Origin of the sequence: Jatrophihabitans lederbergiae, assembly GCF_031845305.1 — a bacterium.
GTDB classification, from domain to species: domain Bacteria; phylum Actinomycetota; class Actinomycetes; order Mycobacteriales; family Jatrophihabitantaceae; genus Jatrophihabitans_A; species Jatrophihabitans_A lederbergiae.
In genome coordinates, this window is sequence record NZ_JAVREH010000002.1 from 104,879 (window position 1) to 120,202 (window position 15,324).

The 15,324-nt window shown below is 64.4% G+C and carries 24 protein-coding genes; all 24 read left to right on the plus strand.

Features of this window, described 5'->3' with window-relative positions:
* Positions 1 to 105: 105 nt before the first annotated feature.
* The 24 genes from fusA to secY all read left to right on the plus strand — a co-directional run bounded on the left by fusA (position 106) and on the right by secY (position 15,285).
* Complete coding sequence (fusA, locus tag RM423_RS01970) at positions 106 to 2,202, plus strand: elongation factor G (RefSeq protein ID WP_311421313.1); 2,097 nt, start codon at positions 106 to 108, stop codon at positions 2,200 to 2,202.
* Between the two features lie 81 nt (positions 2,203 to 2,283).
* Positions 2,284 to 3,480: an elongation factor Tu gene (tuf, locus tag RM423_RS01975; RefSeq protein ID WP_311421314.1), complete on the plus strand. Its 1,197-nt coding sequence runs from the start codon at positions 2,284 to 2,286 to the stop codon at positions 3,478 to 3,480.
* Positions 3,481 to 3,654: 174 nt separating this feature from the next.
* The gene (rpsJ, locus tag RM423_RS01980) at positions 3,655 to 3,960 is read left to right on the plus strand and encodes a 30S ribosomal protein S10 (protein ID WP_003938093.1); all 306 of its coding nucleotides are present in this window, start codon (positions 3,655 to 3,657) and stop codon (positions 3,958 to 3,960) included.
* A gap of 24 nt (positions 3,961 to 3,984) precedes the next feature.
* Positions 3,985 to 4,650 (plus strand): 50S ribosomal protein L3, encoded by a 666-nt coding sequence (gene rplC / locus RM423_RS01985; RefSeq protein ID WP_311421315.1) that lies wholly within the window; start codon positions 3,985 to 3,987, stop codon positions 4,648 to 4,650.
* A gap of 5 nt (positions 4,651 to 4,655) precedes the next feature.
* Positions 4,656 to 5,375, plus strand: coding sequence for a 50S ribosomal protein L4 (gene rplD, locus RM423_RS01990; protein WP_311421316.1), 720 nt, complete (start codon positions 4,656 to 4,658; stop codon positions 5,373 to 5,375).
* Positions 5,375 to 5,671: a 50S ribosomal protein L23 gene (gene rplW, locus RM423_RS01995; protein WP_311421317.1), complete on the plus strand. Its 297-nt coding sequence runs from the start codon at positions 5,375 to 5,377 to the stop codon at positions 5,669 to 5,671. Before rplD ends, rplW begins: the two co-directional genes overlap by 1 nt.
* A 29-nt stretch (positions 5,672 to 5,700) precedes the next feature.
* Positions 5,701 to 6,534 (plus strand): 50S ribosomal protein L2, encoded by an 834-nt coding sequence (gene rplB, locus RM423_RS02000; protein ID WP_311421318.1) that lies wholly within the window; start codon positions 5,701 to 5,703, stop codon positions 6,532 to 6,534.
* Between the two features lie 11 nt (positions 6,535 to 6,545).
* Positions 6,546 to 6,824 (plus strand): 30S ribosomal protein S19, encoded by a 279-nt coding sequence (gene rpsS / locus RM423_RS02005; protein ID WP_311421319.1) that lies wholly within the window; start codon positions 6,546 to 6,548, stop codon positions 6,822 to 6,824.
* A gap of 62 nt (positions 6,825 to 6,886) precedes the next feature.
* A complete protein-coding gene (gene rplV / locus RM423_RS02010; RefSeq protein ID WP_311421320.1) occupies positions 6,887 to 7,309 on the plus strand; it encodes a 50S ribosomal protein L22 in 423 nt (140 codons plus the stop codon).
* Positions 7,309 to 8,229, plus strand: coding sequence for a 30S ribosomal protein S3 (rpsC, locus tag RM423_RS02015; protein ID WP_396327560.1), 921 nt, complete (start codon positions 7,309 to 7,311; stop codon positions 8,227 to 8,229). Before rplV ends, rpsC begins: the two co-directional genes overlap by 1 nt.
* 3 nt (positions 8,230 to 8,232) lie before the next feature.
* Entirely contained in the window at positions 8,233 to 8,646 is a 414-nt protein-coding gene (gene rplP / locus RM423_RS02020; protein ID WP_311421321.1) for a 50S ribosomal protein L16, read from the plus strand.
* Positions 8,646 to 8,876 carry a 50S ribosomal protein L29 gene (gene rpmC / locus RM423_RS02025; protein ID WP_311421322.1) on the plus strand — a complete coding sequence of 77 codons (231 nt, stop codon included), beginning with the start codon at positions 8,646 to 8,648 and terminating at the stop codon, positions 8,874 to 8,876. Before rplP ends, rpmC begins: the two co-directional genes overlap by 1 nt.
* Positions 8,873 to 9,157 (plus strand): 30S ribosomal protein S17, encoded by a 285-nt coding sequence (rpsQ, locus tag RM423_RS02030; protein WP_311421323.1) that lies wholly within the window; start codon positions 8,873 to 8,875, stop codon positions 9,155 to 9,157. Before rpmC ends, rpsQ begins: the two co-directional genes overlap by 4 nt.
* A gap of 118 nt (positions 9,158 to 9,275) precedes the next feature.
* Positions 9,276 to 9,644, plus strand: coding sequence for a 50S ribosomal protein L14 (rplN, locus tag RM423_RS02035; protein WP_311421324.1), 369 nt, complete (start codon positions 9,276 to 9,278; stop codon positions 9,642 to 9,644).
* Positions 9,645 to 9,729: 85 nt separating this feature from the next.
* Positions 9,730 to 10,044, plus strand: a complete 315-nt coding sequence (gene rplX, locus RM423_RS02040) for a 50S ribosomal protein L24 (protein WP_311421325.1) — start codon at positions 9,730 to 9,732, stop codon at positions 10,042 to 10,044.
* Positions 10,044 to 10,622, plus strand: a complete 579-nt coding sequence (gene rplE / locus RM423_RS02045) for a 50S ribosomal protein L5 (protein WP_311421326.1) — start codon at positions 10,044 to 10,046, stop codon at positions 10,620 to 10,622. The genes rplX and rplE overlap by 1 nt, the downstream gene beginning before the upstream one ends.
* Positions 10,623 to 10,627: 5 nt before the next feature.
* Complete coding sequence (locus tag RM423_RS02050; protein WP_311421327.1) at positions 10,628 to 10,813, plus strand: type Z 30S ribosomal protein S14; 186 nt, start codon at positions 10,628 to 10,630, stop codon at positions 10,811 to 10,813.
* A gap of 247 nt (positions 10,814 to 11,060) precedes the next feature.
* On the plus strand, positions 11,061 to 11,468 hold the full coding sequence (rpsH, locus tag RM423_RS02055) for a 30S ribosomal protein S8 (protein WP_311421328.1): 408 nt from the start codon (positions 11,061 to 11,063) through the stop codon (positions 11,466 to 11,468).
* A gap of 10 nt (positions 11,469 to 11,478) precedes the next feature.
* Positions 11,479 to 12,015, plus strand: coding sequence for a 50S ribosomal protein L6 (rplF, locus tag RM423_RS02060; protein ID WP_311421329.1), 537 nt, complete (start codon positions 11,479 to 11,481; stop codon positions 12,013 to 12,015).
* 2 nt (positions 12,016 to 12,017) lie between these two features.
* Entirely contained in the window at positions 12,018 to 12,407 is a 390-nt protein-coding gene (rplR, locus tag RM423_RS02065; protein ID WP_311421330.1) for a 50S ribosomal protein L18, read from the plus strand.
* 34 nt (positions 12,408 to 12,441) lie between these two features.
* The gene (gene rpsE / locus RM423_RS02070; protein ID WP_311421331.1) at positions 12,442 to 13,071 is read left to right on the plus strand and encodes a 30S ribosomal protein S5; all 630 of its coding nucleotides are present in this window, start codon (positions 12,442 to 12,444) and stop codon (positions 13,069 to 13,071) included.
* 13 nt (positions 13,072 to 13,084) lie between these two features.
* A complete protein-coding gene (gene rpmD, locus RM423_RS02075; protein WP_311421332.1) occupies positions 13,085 to 13,267 on the plus strand; it encodes a 50S ribosomal protein L30 in 183 nt (60 codons plus the stop codon).
* A 3-nt stretch (positions 13,268 to 13,270) separates the two neighbouring features.
* Positions 13,271 to 13,726 carry a 50S ribosomal protein L15 gene (rplO, locus tag RM423_RS02080; protein ID WP_311421333.1) on the plus strand — a complete coding sequence of 152 codons (456 nt, stop codon included), beginning with the start codon at positions 13,271 to 13,273 and terminating at the stop codon, positions 13,724 to 13,726.
* A gap of 251 nt (positions 13,727 to 13,977) precedes the next feature.
* Entirely contained in the window at positions 13,978 to 15,285 is a 1,308-nt protein-coding gene (gene secY / locus RM423_RS02085; protein WP_311421334.1) for a preprotein translocase subunit SecY, read from the plus strand.
* Positions 15,286 to 15,324: the final 39 nt, after the last annotated feature.

Consider the following 15,324-nt stretch of genomic DNA (forward strand, 5'->3'; position numbering starts at 1 on the left):
CGCGCACCTGGCCAGTAGTTGAACGAAGCAAGTAGTTAAACCAAGCAGACCCGATCAGTCGACCGGGGCAGCGAATCGGTTCAGCAATCAGACGAAGAAGGAATGATGGCCAACAACGTTGAGCTCGCCAGGACCCGCAACATCGGGATCATGGCGCACATCGACGCGGGCAAGACGACGACGACCGAGCGAATTCTCTTCTACACCGGCATCAACTACAAGATCGGTGAAGTCCACGATGGCGCGGCCACCATGGACTGGATGGAGCAGGAGCAGGAGCGCGGCATCACGATCACGTCTGCCGCGACGAAGTGCACCTGGAAGAACCACGCGATCAACATCATCGACACGCCCGGGCACGTGGACTTCACCGTAGAGGTGGAGCGCTCGCTGCGCGTTCTCGATGGCGCCGTCGCGGTGTACGACGGAGTCGCCGGCGTCGAGCCTCAGACCGAGAACGTCTGGCGGCAGGCCGACAAGTACAACGTTCCTCGGATGTGCTTCGTCAACAAGCTCGACCGCACCGGGGCGGATTTCTTCCGCTGCGTACAGATGATGATCGACCGGCTGAACGCCACGCCGCTCGTACTGCAGATTCCGATCGGCAACGAGGGCGACTTCGTCGGCGTCGTCGACCTGATCGAGATGCGCGCGCTGACCTGGCGTGGCGAGACGGCGCTGGGTGAAGAGTTCGCGATCGAGGAGATTCCCGCGGACCTCGCCGACCAGGCCGCCGAGTGGCACGAGAAGATGCTCGAGACGCTGTCGGACGTGGACGACGAGATCGCCGAGGCGTACCTCAGCGATGAAGAGCTGACGGTCCCGCAGCTCAAGGCCGCCATCCGGCGCGCAACGATTGCTGACAAGTTGAACCCGGTGCTGACCGGTTCTGCCTTCAAGAACAAGGGTGTCCAGCCGATGCTGGATGCGGTGATCGACTTCCTGCCGTCTCCGCTGGACGTGGACCACATCGAGGGCACGCTGATGGACGGCGAGACCGTCGCGACCCGTAAGACGGACGAGGCCGAGCCGCTGTCCGCACTGGCCTTCAAGATCGCGACCGACCCGCACCTCGGCAAGCTCACCTACGTCCGGATCTACTCCGGTGTCGTCGAGAACGGCGCGCAGGTCCTGAACTCCACCAAGGACCGCAAGGAGCGCATCGGCAAGATCTACCAGATGCACGCCAACAAGCGCGAGGAGCTTCCCCGCGCCGGTGCTGGCGACATCATCGCCGTTGCCGGGTTGAAGCAGACCACCACGGGTGACACGCTGTCGGATCCATCGAAGCCGATCATCCTCGAGTCGATGACGTTCCCGGCTCCGGTCATCTCGGTGGCCATCGAGCCGAAGACGAAGAGCGACCAGGAGAAGCTGGGGACCGCGATCCAGAAGCTCGCGGAAGAAGACCCCACCTTTCAGGTGCAGAACGACGAAGAGACCGGCCAGACGATCATCAAGGGCATGGGTGAGCTTCACCTCGAGATCCTTGTCGACCGGATGCGCCGTGAATTCAAGGTCGAAGCGAACGTCGGCAAGCCGCAGGTGGCCTACCGCGAGACCGTCCGCCGCGTCGTCGAGCGCGAGGACCTGACGTACAAGAAGCAGACCGGTGGCTCCGGCCAGTTCGCGAAGGTGCAGGTCCGGCTCGAGCCGCTGCCCATGACCGCCGACGGTCCGACCTACGAGTTCGTCAACGCCGTCACCGGTGGTCGCATCCCGAAGGAATTCATTCCGTCGGTCGATCAAGGCGCACAGGAGGCCATGCAGTACGGCATCCTGGCCGGTTACCCGCTGGTCGGCGTGAAATTCACGCTGACCGACGGTGGGTACCACGATGTGGACTCCTCCGAGATGGCGTTCAAGATCGCCGGCTCGATGGTGTTCAAGTCAGCTGCTCGCAAAGCTGACCCGGTTCTGCTCGAGCCGATGATGGCGGTCGAGGTCACCACGCCCGAAGAGAACATGGGCGATGTGATCGGCGACCTCAACTCGCGGCGTGGCCAGATCCAGGCAATGGAAGAGCGTTCGGGAGCACGAGTGGTCCGGGCACTTGTTCCGCTGTCGGAGATGTTCGGTTATGTCGGTGACCTGCGCTCCAAGACGCAGGGCCGGGCGAACTACTCGATGCAGTTCGACTCCTACGCCGAGGTTCCAAGCAATGTGGCGAAGGAAATCATCGCGAAGGCGACCGGCGCGTAGTCGGGTGTCACCCGGTACCACCAGCATTACCTCCAAGACCAACTAGACGGCAACAGCCCGACCAAAGAAAGAGGAAACACAGTGGCGAAGGCGAAGTTCGAGCGGACCAAGCCGCATGTCAACATCGGCACCATCGGTCACATCGACCATGGCAAGACGACGCTGACCGCTGCCATCTCCCGTACCCTGCACGACAAGTACCCGGTGCTGAACCCTGCCACCCAGGCGTTCGATCAGATCGACAAGGCACCCGAAGAGCGTCAGCGCGGTATCACCATCTCGATCGCGCATATCGAGTACCAGACCGAGGCGCGGCACTACGCGCACGTCGACTGCCCCGGGCACGCCGACTACATCAAGAACATGATCACGGGTGCCGCGCAGATGGACGGCGCGATCCTGGTGGTCGCGGCGACCGACGGCCCGATGCCGCAGACCAAGGAGCACGTGCTGCTCGCGCGTCAGGTCGGTGTCCCGTACATCGTTGTCGCGCTGAACAAGGCCGACATGGTCGATGATGAAGAGATCCTGGAGCTTGTTGAGCTCGAGGTTCGCGAACTGCTGAACCAGTACGAGTTCCCGGGCGACGACGCCCCGATCGTCCGGGTGTCCGCACTCAAGGCGCTCGAGGGTGACCCTGAGTGGGCCGAGAAGATCCTCGAACTGATGAGTTCGGTCGACGAGTCGATCCCGCAGCCGGTTCGCGAGATCGAGAAGCCGTTCCTGATGCCCGTCGAGGACGTCTTCACGATCACCGGTCGTGGAACCGTCGTCACCGGCCGCATCGAGCGTGGTGTCCTGAAGGTCAACGAAACCGTCGACATCATCGGGATCAAGGAAGGCAAGACCACCACCACGGTCACCGGCATCGAGATGTTCCGGAAGCTGCTGGACGAGGGTCAGGCCGGCGAGAACGTCGGGCTGCTCCTCCGCGGTATCAAGCGCGAGGACGTCGAGCGCGGCCAGGTCATCATCAAGCCGGGCACGACCACTCCGCACACCGACTTCGAGGCGAACGTCTACATCCTCTCGAAGGACGAGGGCGGCCGTCACACGCCGTTCTTCAACAACTACCGGCCGCAGTTCTACTTCCGCACCACGGACGTGACCGGCGTGGTGACCCTGCCCGAGGGCACCGAGATGGTCATGCCCGGTGACACCACTGAGATGACGGTCGCGCTGATCCAGCCGATCGCCATGGAAGAGGGTCTGCGGTTCGCGATCCGAGAGGGTGGCCGCACCGTCGGCGCCGGCCGGGTCACCAAGATCATCAAGTAAGACAGCTCCGTGACGGGGCGGCCGGGTGTTCCCACCTGGCCGCCCTGGTACGGAAACGGCTTGACCGCTTCGGCCCGTCCTACGGACCGCGAGCTTGAACCTGTAGCACCAGATCGACTTAGTGCGAGCGCTGGCGCGAGCACCATTCACCACAGTGAGGACGAGAAAGCCACTATGGCTGGACAAAAGATCCGCATTCGGCTCAAGGCCTATGACCACGAGGCCATTGACGCCAGCGCGCGCAAGATCGTCGAGACCGTGACGCGCACCGGCGCTCGCGTCGTCGGTCCGGTACCGCTGCCGACGGAGAAGAACGTGTACTGCGTCATCCGGTCGCCGCACAAGTACAAGGACAGTCGCGAGCACTTCGAGATGCGGACCCACAAGCGTCTCATCGACATTCTCGACCCGACGCCGAAGACGGTGGACGCGCTCATGCGCATCGATCTGCCGGCCAGCGTCGACGTCAACATCCAGTAGCACCGGTTAGCGAGAATAAAAACCATGACTAATCAGAGCAGAGCCACCCGAGGCATTCTGGGCGAGAAGCTCGGCATGACCCAGGTCTTCGACGCGAACAACCGGGTCGTCCCGGTCACCGTCGTGAAGGCGGGGCCGTGTGTGGTGACCCAGATCCGGACCCAGGAGAAGGACGGCTATACGGCTGTCCAGATCGCCTACGGCCAGATCGATCCGCGCAAGGTGACCAAGCCGCTGGCCGGTCACTTCCAGGCTGCCGGCGTCACGCCACGGCGCCACGTGATCGAGCTGCGGACCTCGTCCATCGAGGGCTACGAGGTCGGACAGGAGTTCGGCGCGGACGTCTTCACCGATGGTGCGTCGGTCGACGTCACGGGCACGACCAAGGGCAAGGGCACCGCCGGCGTCATGAAGCGTCACGGCTTCCACGGCGTGTCCGCCTCCCACGGCTCCCACCGCAACCACCGCAAGCCTGGCTCGATCGGCGGCTGTTCCACGCCCGGTCGCGTGTTCAAGGGCATGCGGATGGCCGGTCGGATGGGTGTCGACAAGCAGACAACGCAGAGCCTGCGGGTCGTCAGGGTCGACCTCGAGCGTGGCTTGCTGCTCATCGAGGGTGCCGTTCCCGGATCCAAGGGAAGCATCGTTGTCGTACGTAACGCCGTCAAGTCCGCGGCGAAGGAGGCGTGATCCCCATGTCGTTGACCATTGATGTCGTCCACCCCGTGGATTCCGACGCGCAGCCGACCTCTGTCGAGCTGCCCGCCGAGATCTTCGATGTGCCCACGAACATCGCGCTGATCCACCAGGTCGTCGTCGCACAGCTCGCCGCCGCGCGCCAGGGCACCGCGTCGACCAAGACCCGCGGTGAGGTTCGCGGTGGCGGCAAGAAGCCGTACCGCCAGAAGGGCACCGGCCGCGCCCGCCAGGGATCGCTGCGTGCGCCTCAGTTCGCCGGCGGTGGCGTCGTGCACGGGCCGCAGCCGCGCAAGTACGACCAGCGGACGCCCAAGAAGATGAAGGCGGCCGCACTGCGCGGTGCGCTTTCGGACCGGGCGCGCTTCGGTCGGGTGCACGTGGCCTCTGCCCTGCTCAGCGGTGACGCGCCTTCCACGAAGTCGGTCACGGCCTCGCTGGCCTCGATCAGCACCGCGAAGAACATCCTCGTGGTCGTCGAGCGTTCGGACGAGCTGAGCTGGAAGAGCCTGCGCAACGTCTCGGGCATCCACGTCCTCGAGCCGGGCCAGCTCAACACCTACGACGTCCTGATCTCCGACGACGTGGTCTTCACCCTTGACGCGCTGCAGACGTTCCTGGCCGGACCGGCCAGCGGCAAGTCGAGTAAGGGAGCCGCCAGTTCGGCCGAGCTGTCCGACAGCGTCGAGGGCGCGGCAACCGAAGAGGATACGAACTGATGTTTGACGATCACCGCGACGTGCTGATCGCTCCGGTTATCTCGGAGAAGAGCTACGGCCTGCTGGACCAGAACAAGTACACCTTCGACGTCCACCCGGACGCCAACAAGACGCAGATCAAGATCGCTGTCGAGAAGGTTTTCAACGTCAAGGTAACGGACGTGAACACTCTCAATCGCCAGGGCAAGCGCAAGCGGACCCGATTCGGATACGGCACGCGCAAGAGCATCAAGCGTGCCGTTGTCACCCTCCGTGAGGGCGACCGTATCGAGGTCTTCGGCGGACCTGCGGCCTAGCGGGATACGGGACAGGAACGGACTTAGATATGGGTATCCGCAAGTACAAGCCGACAACGCCTGGTCGTCGTGGCTCCAGTGTCGCCGACTTCGTCGAGGTCACCAGGACCACGCCGGAGAAGTCGTTGGTGCGGCCGCTGCACAACAAGGGCGGTCGTAACAACACCGGACGCATCACCACCCGCCACCAGGGTGGTGGCCACAAGCGCGCGTACCGGGTCATCGACTTCCGTCGCAACGACAAGGACGGCGTGCCCGCCAAGGTCGCGCACATCGAGTACGACCCGAACCGCACCGCTCGTATCGCGCTGCTGCACTACGCCGATGGCGAGAAGCGCTACATCCTCGCGCCCCGTGCGTTGAAGCAGGGCGACGCGATCGAGAATGGTCCCGGCGCTGACATCAAGCCCGGCAACGCGCTGCCGCTGCGCAACATCCCGGTCGGTACCACGGTGCACGCTATCGAGTTGCGTCCCGGCGGTGGTGCGAAGATCGCCCGCTCGGCCGGCGCCAGCGTGCAATTGGTTGCCAAGGACGGACCGTTCGCGCAGTTGCGGATGCCCTCCGGTGAGATCCGCAACGTCGACGTCCGCTGCCGCGCCACCGTCGGCGAGGTCGGTAACGCCGAGCAGAGCAACATCAACTGGGGCAAGGCCGGCCGGATGCGCTGGAAGGGCAAGCGCCCGACCGTCCGTGGTGTCGCCATGAACCCGGTTGACCACCCGCACGGTGGTGGTGAGGGCAAGACGTCCGGTGGACGTCACCCGGTGAACCCGGCCGGTAAGCCCGAGGGCCGTACCCGCACCCGCAAGGCGAGCGACGCGCTCATCGTCCGCCGCCGCAAGACCAACAAGAAGCGTTAGGACCAGCAGCCATGCCTCGCTCGCTCAAGAAGGGCCCGTTCGTCGACGACCACCTGCTCAAGAAGGTGGATGTTCAGAACGACAAGGGCAGTAAGAACGTGATCAAGACCTGGTCGCGTCGTTCGACGATCATCCCGGACATGCTCGGCCACACCATCGCGGTGCACGACGGTCGCAAGCACGTCCCGGTCTTCGTGACCGAGGGCATGGTCGGGCACAAGCTCGGCGAGTTCGCGCCCACTCGGACGTTCCGAGGCCACATCAAGGACGACCGCCGGTCCCGCCGGTAGTTCTCCCGCCACATCGTCAGATTCAAGACCGAACACACCAGCAGATTTAAGGGATATCGCAGATGGCAGCCAACGAACCCGACGCAGATGTGCGTACCGCCTTCGCGCGGGCGTCGCAGGTCAACGTCACGCCTATGAAGGCGCGTCGCGTCATTGACCTGATTCGCAACAAGCCGGCCTCGGACGCGCTCGCGGTGTTGAAGTTCGCCCCGCAGGCGGCATCCGAGCCGGTGGCGAAGGTTCTCGCCTCCGCGATCGCCAACGCTGAGAACAACTTCGACCTCGACCCGGAGACGCTGATCGTGTCGCGCGCCTTCGTCGACGAGGGACCGACCCTCAAGCGGTTCCAACCGCGTGCGCAGGGTCGGGCCTACCGAATCCGCAAGCGGACCAGCCACATCACCATCGAGGTCGAGAGCGTGGAAAGGGCAGCGCGAACCGTTCCGTCTGCTCGTAACGCTGGCAAGAAGGGGAGCACCCGCTAATGGGGCAGAAGGTAAACCCGAACGGGTTCCGCCTCGGCATCACCACCGACTGGAAGAGCCGTTGGTTCGCCGATAAGAACTATGCCGAGTACGTCAAGGAAGACGTTGCCATCCGTCGCCTGATGTCCAAGGGCATGGAGCGGGCCGGTATCGCCAAGGTCGAGATCGAGCGCACCCGTGACCGGGTTCGCGTCGACATCCACACCGCGCGTCCGGGCATCGTCATCGGCCGTCGCGGCGCCGAGGCCGACCGCATCCGCGGCGAGCTGGAGAAGCTCACCGGCAAGCAGGTGCAGCTCAACATCCTCGAGGTGAAGAACCCCGAGGCCGACGCTCAGCTGGTGGCCCAGGGTGTCGCCGAGCAGCTCTCCAACCGCGTGAGCTTCCGGCGCGCGATGCGCAAGAGCATGCAGTCGACGCTGAAGAGCCCGGGCGTCAAGGGAATCCGGGTGCAGTGCTCGGGCCGCCTCGGTGGCGCCGAGATGAGCCGGTCGGAGTTCTACCGCGAAGGTCGGGTGCCGCTACACACCCTCCGCGCGAACATCGACTACGGCTTCTACGAGGCGCGCACCACCTTCGGGCGCATCGGCGTGAAGGTCTGGATCTACAAGGGCGAGGTGCCCACCGGATCGCGCACCGAGCGTGAGGCCGCTGTCGCGGCCGAGGCGCTGCGCCAGCGTCGTGACCGGCCCGCCCGCCCGCGTCGTTCGGGTTCGCAGGGCACCACCGGTACCGGCGTGTCGACCGAGACCGATCGTGCGTCGGACGCTCAGGCGCCCGCGCTGGCCACCACCCTGCAGGACACCGAGCCGGTCGATGCGCCCGTGGTCGACGCGTTGGCAATCGAGGGCCGAGCGACGGAGGTCCCCGTGACCGACACCGCCGCAGCACCGGCGACCACTGAAACCACTGAGGGCTGATAAATGTTGATCCCACGGCGGGTTAAGCACCGCAAGCAGCACCACCCGGACCGTAATGGTGCGGCCAAGGGTGGCACCCGTGTCACCTTCGGCGAGTACGGCGTCCAGGCGCTCGAGCCGGCCTACGTCACCAACCGTCAGATCGAGTCGGCGCGTATCGCGATCAACCGGCACATCCGGCGTGGCGGCAAGGTCTGGATCAACATCTATCCGGACCGTCCGCTGACGAAGAAGCCGGCCGAAACCCGGATGGGTTCCGGTAAGGGTTCTCCGGAATGGTGGATCGCCAACGTCAAGCCGGGACGGGTCCTCTTCGAGCTGTCCTACCCGGACGAGAAGACCGCGAAAGAGGCGCTGACCCGCGCCATCCACAAACTGCCGATGAAGTGCCGCATCGTGAAGCGGGAGGAGTTCTGATGTCGAACGCCCACACCGACGAGCTCCGCGAGCTCCACGACGACGAGCTGCGCGCTCGGCACCGCGAAGCCAGGGAAGAGCTGTTCAACCTGCGCTTCCAGATGGCTACCGGACAGCTGGACAACAACCGGCGGCTGCGGGTCGTGCGCCACGACATCGCGCGGATCCTCACGATCCAGACCGAGCGGGAGCTCGGCTTGTCGGTCGCACCTGAAGGAGACTCGGCATGACCGCAGAAGCATCGACCGGCGCGACCGGCCGCTCGTCGGACCGGAAGGTCCGTGAGGGCCTGGTCGTCAGCGACAAGATGGACAAGACCGTCGTGGTCGCCGTCGAAGACCGCGTCAAGCACCCGTTGTACGGCAAGGTCATCCGCCGTACGAACAAGTTGAAGGCTCACGATGAGGCGAACACCGCCGGCATCGGGGACCGCGTGCTGCTGATGGAGACGCGGCCACTGTCCGCCACCAAGCGCTGGCGCGTGGTCGAGGTCATCGAGCGGGCCAAGTAGTCTCTGACCCCGGTCGGAGTGCAGGACGTTCTGGCTCTTTCAGATAGGGCCCGAAGGCAGAGTAAGAGCCGGGCATGTGCCAAGGCTCGGTTAGCCAAACGGATTTGGGAGTAAGGCTGTGATTCAGCAGGAGTCGCGACTGCGCGTCGCCGACAACACCGGGGCCAAGGAAATCTTGTGCATCCGCGTGCTGGGCGGCTCGGGTCGTCGCTATGCGGGCATCGGCGACACCATCGTCGCAACCGTCAAGGATGCGTTGCCCGGTGCCGGCGTCAAGAAGGGCGACGTGGTCAAGGCCGTCATCGTTCGTACGGTAAAGGAGCGTCGACGTCCCGATGGCTCCTACATCAAGTTCGATGAGAACGCGGCTGTGCTGATCAGGGCCGATGGCGAGCCCCGTGGAACGCGCATCTTCGGCCCGGTGGGCCGCGAGCTGCGTGACAAGAAGTTCATGAAGATCATCTCGTTGGCTCCGGAGGTGCTGTGATGAGCGAGGATCGCAAGGCCGCTTGCGGCCCGAGGACCGGAGCGAAGTCAGGGATGAGCGCTTGCGCGAAGACCGAGGTGGCACAGTGAAGATCAAGAAAGGCGACGAGGTCGTCGTCATCGCAGGCAAGGATCGTGGCAAGAAGGGTAAGGTACTCGCTGCTTTCCCTGCTGAGAACAAGGTCCTCGTCGAAGGTATCAACCGGGTTACCAAGCACACCCCCGTCGCCGCGAACGCCCGTGGCGCGCAGACCGGCGGAATCGTGACCCAGGAGGCCAAGGTCGACGCCAGCAATGTGATGGTGGTCGTGGACGGCCAGGCAACTCGCGTCGGCTACCGCCGAGATGAAGAGACCGGCCGCAACGTTCGCGTGTCGCGTCGCACCGGAAAGGACCTGTAATGACGACGGAGGCAAGCACCGCTACTCAGGTGCCAGCACCGCGTTTGAAGCTTCGCTACCGCGAAGAGATCATGCCGGCGATGCAGGGGGAGTTCTCGTACTCCAACCCCATGCAGGTGCCCGGTGTGGTCAAGATCGTCGTGAACATGGGTGTCGGCCAGGCCGCCAAGGACGCCAAGCTCATGGACGGCGCGGTCCGTGACCTGACGCTGATCACCGGCCAGAAGCCGCTGGTCCAGCGCGCCCGGGTGTCGATCGCGCAGTTCAAGCTGCGTGAGGGCATGCCGATCGGCGCGAAGGTCACGCTGCGCGGCGACCGGATGTGGGAGTTCCTGGACCGGCTGCTCAGCCTGGCCCTGCCCCGCATCCGTGACTTCCGCGGCCTGTCCCCGAAGCAGTTCGATGGCAACGGCAACTACACCTTCGGTCTGACGGAGCAGTCGATGTTCCACGAGATCGACCCCGACACGATCGATCGCCCGCGCGGCATGGACATCACTGTGGTGACCACCGCCAAGACCGACGACGAAGGTCGCGCGCTGCTCAAGGCGCTCGGCTTTCCGTTTAAGGAGAACTGACCCCCATGGCAAAGACCTCGCTGAGGATCAAGGCCGCGGCAAAGCCGAAGTTCGCCGTCCGCGGTTACACCCGCTGTCAGCGGTGCGGTCGCGCGCACGCCGTCTTCAAGAAGTTCGGACTCTGCCGGATCTGCGTCCGCGAGATGGCCCACGCGGGCGAGCTCCCAGGTGTGACGAAGTCCAGCTGGTAAAAGCCCGATTTCATAATCGGGAGTCGATCAGGCAAACTTGTCTGGTTGTCAATCGCTTCGGGGTAGGCCCTGCGCCGGTGTACCGGCCTGATGGAACCGTTCCGAGAAAGGTAAGACCTAATCCGTGACTCTGTTCCCCGCCGGCCTTGAAAGCGAGGCCGTCTCATGACCCAGCTTCCCGCCGGCCTTGAAAGCGAGGCCGTCTCATGACCCAGCTTCCCGCCGGCCTTGAAAGCGAGGCGGTCTCATGACGATGACCGACCCCATCGCCGACATGCTTACCCGCCTGCGCAACGCCAACTCGGCTTACCACGACACCGTCGTGATGCCGCACAGCAAGCTCAAGGGTCACATCGCCGAGATCCTGCAGCAGCAGGGTTACATCGGTGGTTTCGAGATCACCGACGCTCCGGACGAATTGCCCGGCAAGGTGCTGACACTGTCGTTGAAGTACGGGCCGAACCGCGAGCGAAGCATCGCCGGCGTGCGTCGGGTCTCCAAGCCGGGCCTCCGGGTATACGCGAAGTCCACCGGACTCCCGCGCGTTCTCGGCGGTCTCGGTATTGCCATCATCTCGTCCTCGTCCGGTCTCGTCACCGACCGGCAGGCCGCCAAGCGTGGAGTAGGCGGGGAAGTCCTCGCCTACGTCTGGTAGGGAGCGCAGCATGAGTCGCATCGGAAAGCTGCCGGTCCCGGTCCCCAGTGGTGTCGAGGTCGCGATCGACGGCCAGAGCATCACGGTCAACGGCCCCAAGGGCAGCCTGTCGCACGTCGTGGCGGAGCCGATCACGGTCGCCCAGGAGGACGGCGCGCTGAACGTCGTCCGCCCGGATGACGAGCGCGTGTCCAAATCGCTGCACGGCCTGTCGCGCACGCTGATCGCGAACATGGTCGTCGGCGTGACCGACGGCTACGTCAAGAACCTCGAGATCGTCGGCACCGGTTACCGCGTCGCGGCCAGGGGCAGTGATCTCGAGTTTGCTCTCGGGTTCAGCCACCCGGTCGTCATCACGGCTCCCGACGGGATTTCGTTCAGAGTCGATTCACCCACCCGCTTCGCGGTTCAGGGCATTGACAAGCAGAAAGTCGGCGAAGTGGCCGCTAACATCCGGAAGCTGCGCAAGCCTGACCCTTACAAGGGCAAGGGTGTGCGGTACCAGGGTGAGGTCATCCGTCGCAAGGCCGGAAAGACGGGTAAGTAGCCATGGCTGCCACAAGCATCGTTAAGCGCGCACGGCGTTCGGCCGGCGTGTCCGCCGGCCGGCGGACGGGCAAGGCACGCAGGCACTTCCGCCTTCGCAAGAAGGTCGTGGGTACCGAATCGCGCCCCCGTCTGGTTGTCAATCGGTCGGCCCGGCACCTGTTCGTCCAGGTCGTGGACGACGGCAAGGGCGTGACCCTGGCCTCGGCCTCGACATTCAAGCTGACCGAGGGCGACAAGACTGAGCAGGCTCGCCAGGTCGGCGCCACGCTGGCTACGTCCGCCAAGGCCGCAGGCGTCAGCCAGGTCGTCTTCGACCGTGGTGGCAACACCTACACCGGCCGCATCGCGGCGTTCGCCGACGCGGCCCGCGAAGCCGGGCTGGAGTTCTGATGAGCACTTATTCGAACAGTGAGGGAAACGCCTGATGGCTTCCGCAACCCAGGGAACGCAGCGCGGCCCCCGCAGCGGCGGAAACGAGCGCAGCGGCGGCAACGAGCGCGGCGGTCGTGACCGTCGCGACGGTCGCGCGGCGCCGGAGAAGAGCGCGCTGCTCGAGCGCGTCGTCACCATCAACCGGGTGGCGAAGGTCGTCAAGGGTGGTCGTCGCTTCAGCTTCACCGCTCTCGTGGTCGTCGGAGACGGCGACGGCACTGTCGGTGTCGGCTACGGCAAGGCCAAAGAGGTGCCCGCCGCCATCGCCAAGGGTGTCGAAGAGGCCAAGAAGAACTTCTTCAAGGTTCCACGCATTGCCCAGACGATCCCGCACCCCGTGCAGGGCGAGAAGGCAGCCGGCGTGGTGCTGCTGAAGCCGGCTAGTCCCGGTACCGGTGTCATCGCCGGTGGACCGGTGCGCGCTGTCCTGGAGTGCGCTGGCATCCACGACATCCTGAGCAAGTCCCTCGGCTCGGACAACCCCATCAACATCGTGCACGCCACCGAAGCGGCGCTGAAGCAGTTGGTCCGTCCTGAAGAGGTCGCCGCTCGCCGCGGTCTGCCGCTCGAGGACGTCGCTCCTGCCGGTCTGCTCCGGGCGCGTGCGGGCCAAGGTTCGTAGAGGAGCCTCACTGATGGCGCGCTTAAAAATCACCCAGGTCCGATCCGAGATCGGCTCGCAGGACAACCAGCGTCAGACGCTGCGTTCCCTCGGGCTGAAGCGGGTACGCGACGTCGTTGTCAAAGAGGACCGGCCGGAAATCCGCGGCATGGTCCAGACTGTGACCCACCTGGTCGCGGTCGAGGAGGTTGAGTAACCGATGGCAGAAGGTCCTCTGAAGGTGCACCACCTTCGCCCGGCGCCCGGCGCCAAGTCCGCCAAGATCCGGGTGGGTCGTGGTGAGGCTGGTCGGCGGGGTAAGACGGCTGGTCGTGGAACCAAGGGAAGCAAGGCCCGTTACCAGGTTCCCGCCGGCTTCGAAGGCGGCCAGATGCCGATCCACATGCGGCTGCCGAAGCTGAAGGGCTTCCGTAATCCGTTCCGGGTCGAGTTCCAGGTCGTCAACGTGGCCAAGCTCGCCGAGCTGTTCCCGCAGGGTGGCGCCGTGTCACCCCAGGCCCTGGTCGAGGCCGGCGCTGTCCGCAAGGGCGCTCCGGTGAAGGTTCTCGGAACCGGCGACCTCGGTGGCGTCCAGCTGCAGGTCACGGCGAACGCCTTCTCGGCGAGTGCCGTCGAGAAGATCGCCGCCGCCGGCGGAAGCACGACAACGCTGTAGTTGATCGGCGGTGTAGGTTGGCGTGCGGCACGGGCAGAGTGATCGGCAAGATACATGCGAGTTGGGCCGGACAGGGGACTGTCCGGCCCACTGCATATGCTCTCCGGGTTCGCGCGGCCACTGCCTGTGCAAGGGCGGCTGTTAGGCTCGCACCCAGTAGGACGGTCCACCGGTGCTGTGACAACTCCGGCAGGGCTATAAGTTCGAACTCCACAAAACGGATTTGATACTAACCCCGCGCAGGAGGATGTGTGCTCAGCGCTTTCGCGTCTGCATTCAGGACGCCAGACCTGCGTAAGAAGCTGTTATTCACGCTGGCGATGATCGGGCTGTACCGGCTCGGTGCTTCGGTTCCGACGCCCAATACCAACAGCGTCGCGATCAACGCCTGCATCAAGTCGGCCAGTGGCAGCAGCCAGACCGCGTACGCCTTGATCAACCTCTTCTCCGGTGGAGCGCTGCTCAAGCTTTCGGTGTTCGCGCTGGGCATCATGCCCTACATCACCGCGAGCATCATCATTCAGCTGCTCGTCGTGGTGATCCCGCGATTCGAAGCGCTGAAAAAAGAGGGCCAGTCCGGCCAGCAGAAACTGACCCAGTACAGCCGCTACCTGACCATCGGCCTGGCGATCCTGCAGTCTTCCGGCTTCGTCGCGCTTGCCCGATCCGGTCAGTTGTTCTCCGGTGCCACCGACTGCCACCCGCTGTACCGCGAGAGCATCTTCGCTCTCGGCACGATGGTCATCATCATGACGGCCGGTACCGCCGTGGTCATGTGGCTGGGCGAACTGGTCACCGATCGCGGTGTCGGCAACGGCATGTCCATCCTGATGTTCACCTCGATCGCGGCTCGAATCCCGAACGAGGGCCAGACGATCCTCAAGACCTCGGGCGGCTTCGCGTTCACCCTGATCCTGTTGCTGGGTCTGGCGATCATCGCCGCCGTGGTCTTCGTGGAGCAGGCTCAGCGGCGGATTCCGGTCCAGTACGCCAAACGCATGATCGGCCGGCGGATGTACGGCGGTACCTCGACGTACCTGCCGCTGAAGGTCAACATGGCCGGTGTCGTGCCCGTCATCTTCGCGTCCTCGCTGCTGTACATCCCGCAGTTGGTGTCGCAGCTGAACGGCAACAGCACCTCGGGCGTGCAGCTGTGGATCACGAACCACCTGATCAACCAGCAGGACTGGATCCACATCACGGTCTACTTCCTGCTGATCATCTTCTTCACGTACTTCTACGTGGGCATCACGTTCAACCCCGAAGAGCGCGCGGACGACATGAAGAAGTACGGCGGGTTCATTCCGGGCATCCGTCCGGGCCGTCCGACGTCGGAGTACCTGCAGTACGTGTTGTCGCGGATCACCCTGCCGGGCGCTCTCTACCTGGGCTTCATCGCCGTGCTGCCGAACTTCTTCTTCTCGATGACCGGTGGCAACAACCAGAACTTCCCGTTCGGTGGCACCGCAGTTCTGATCATGGTCGGCGTTGCGCTCGACACCGTGAAGCAGATCGAGAGCCAGCTCATGCAGCGCAACTACGAAGGATTCCTGCGTTAAATGGGTGAGCAGCTGATTCGGTCAGCGCACAGGCTCATG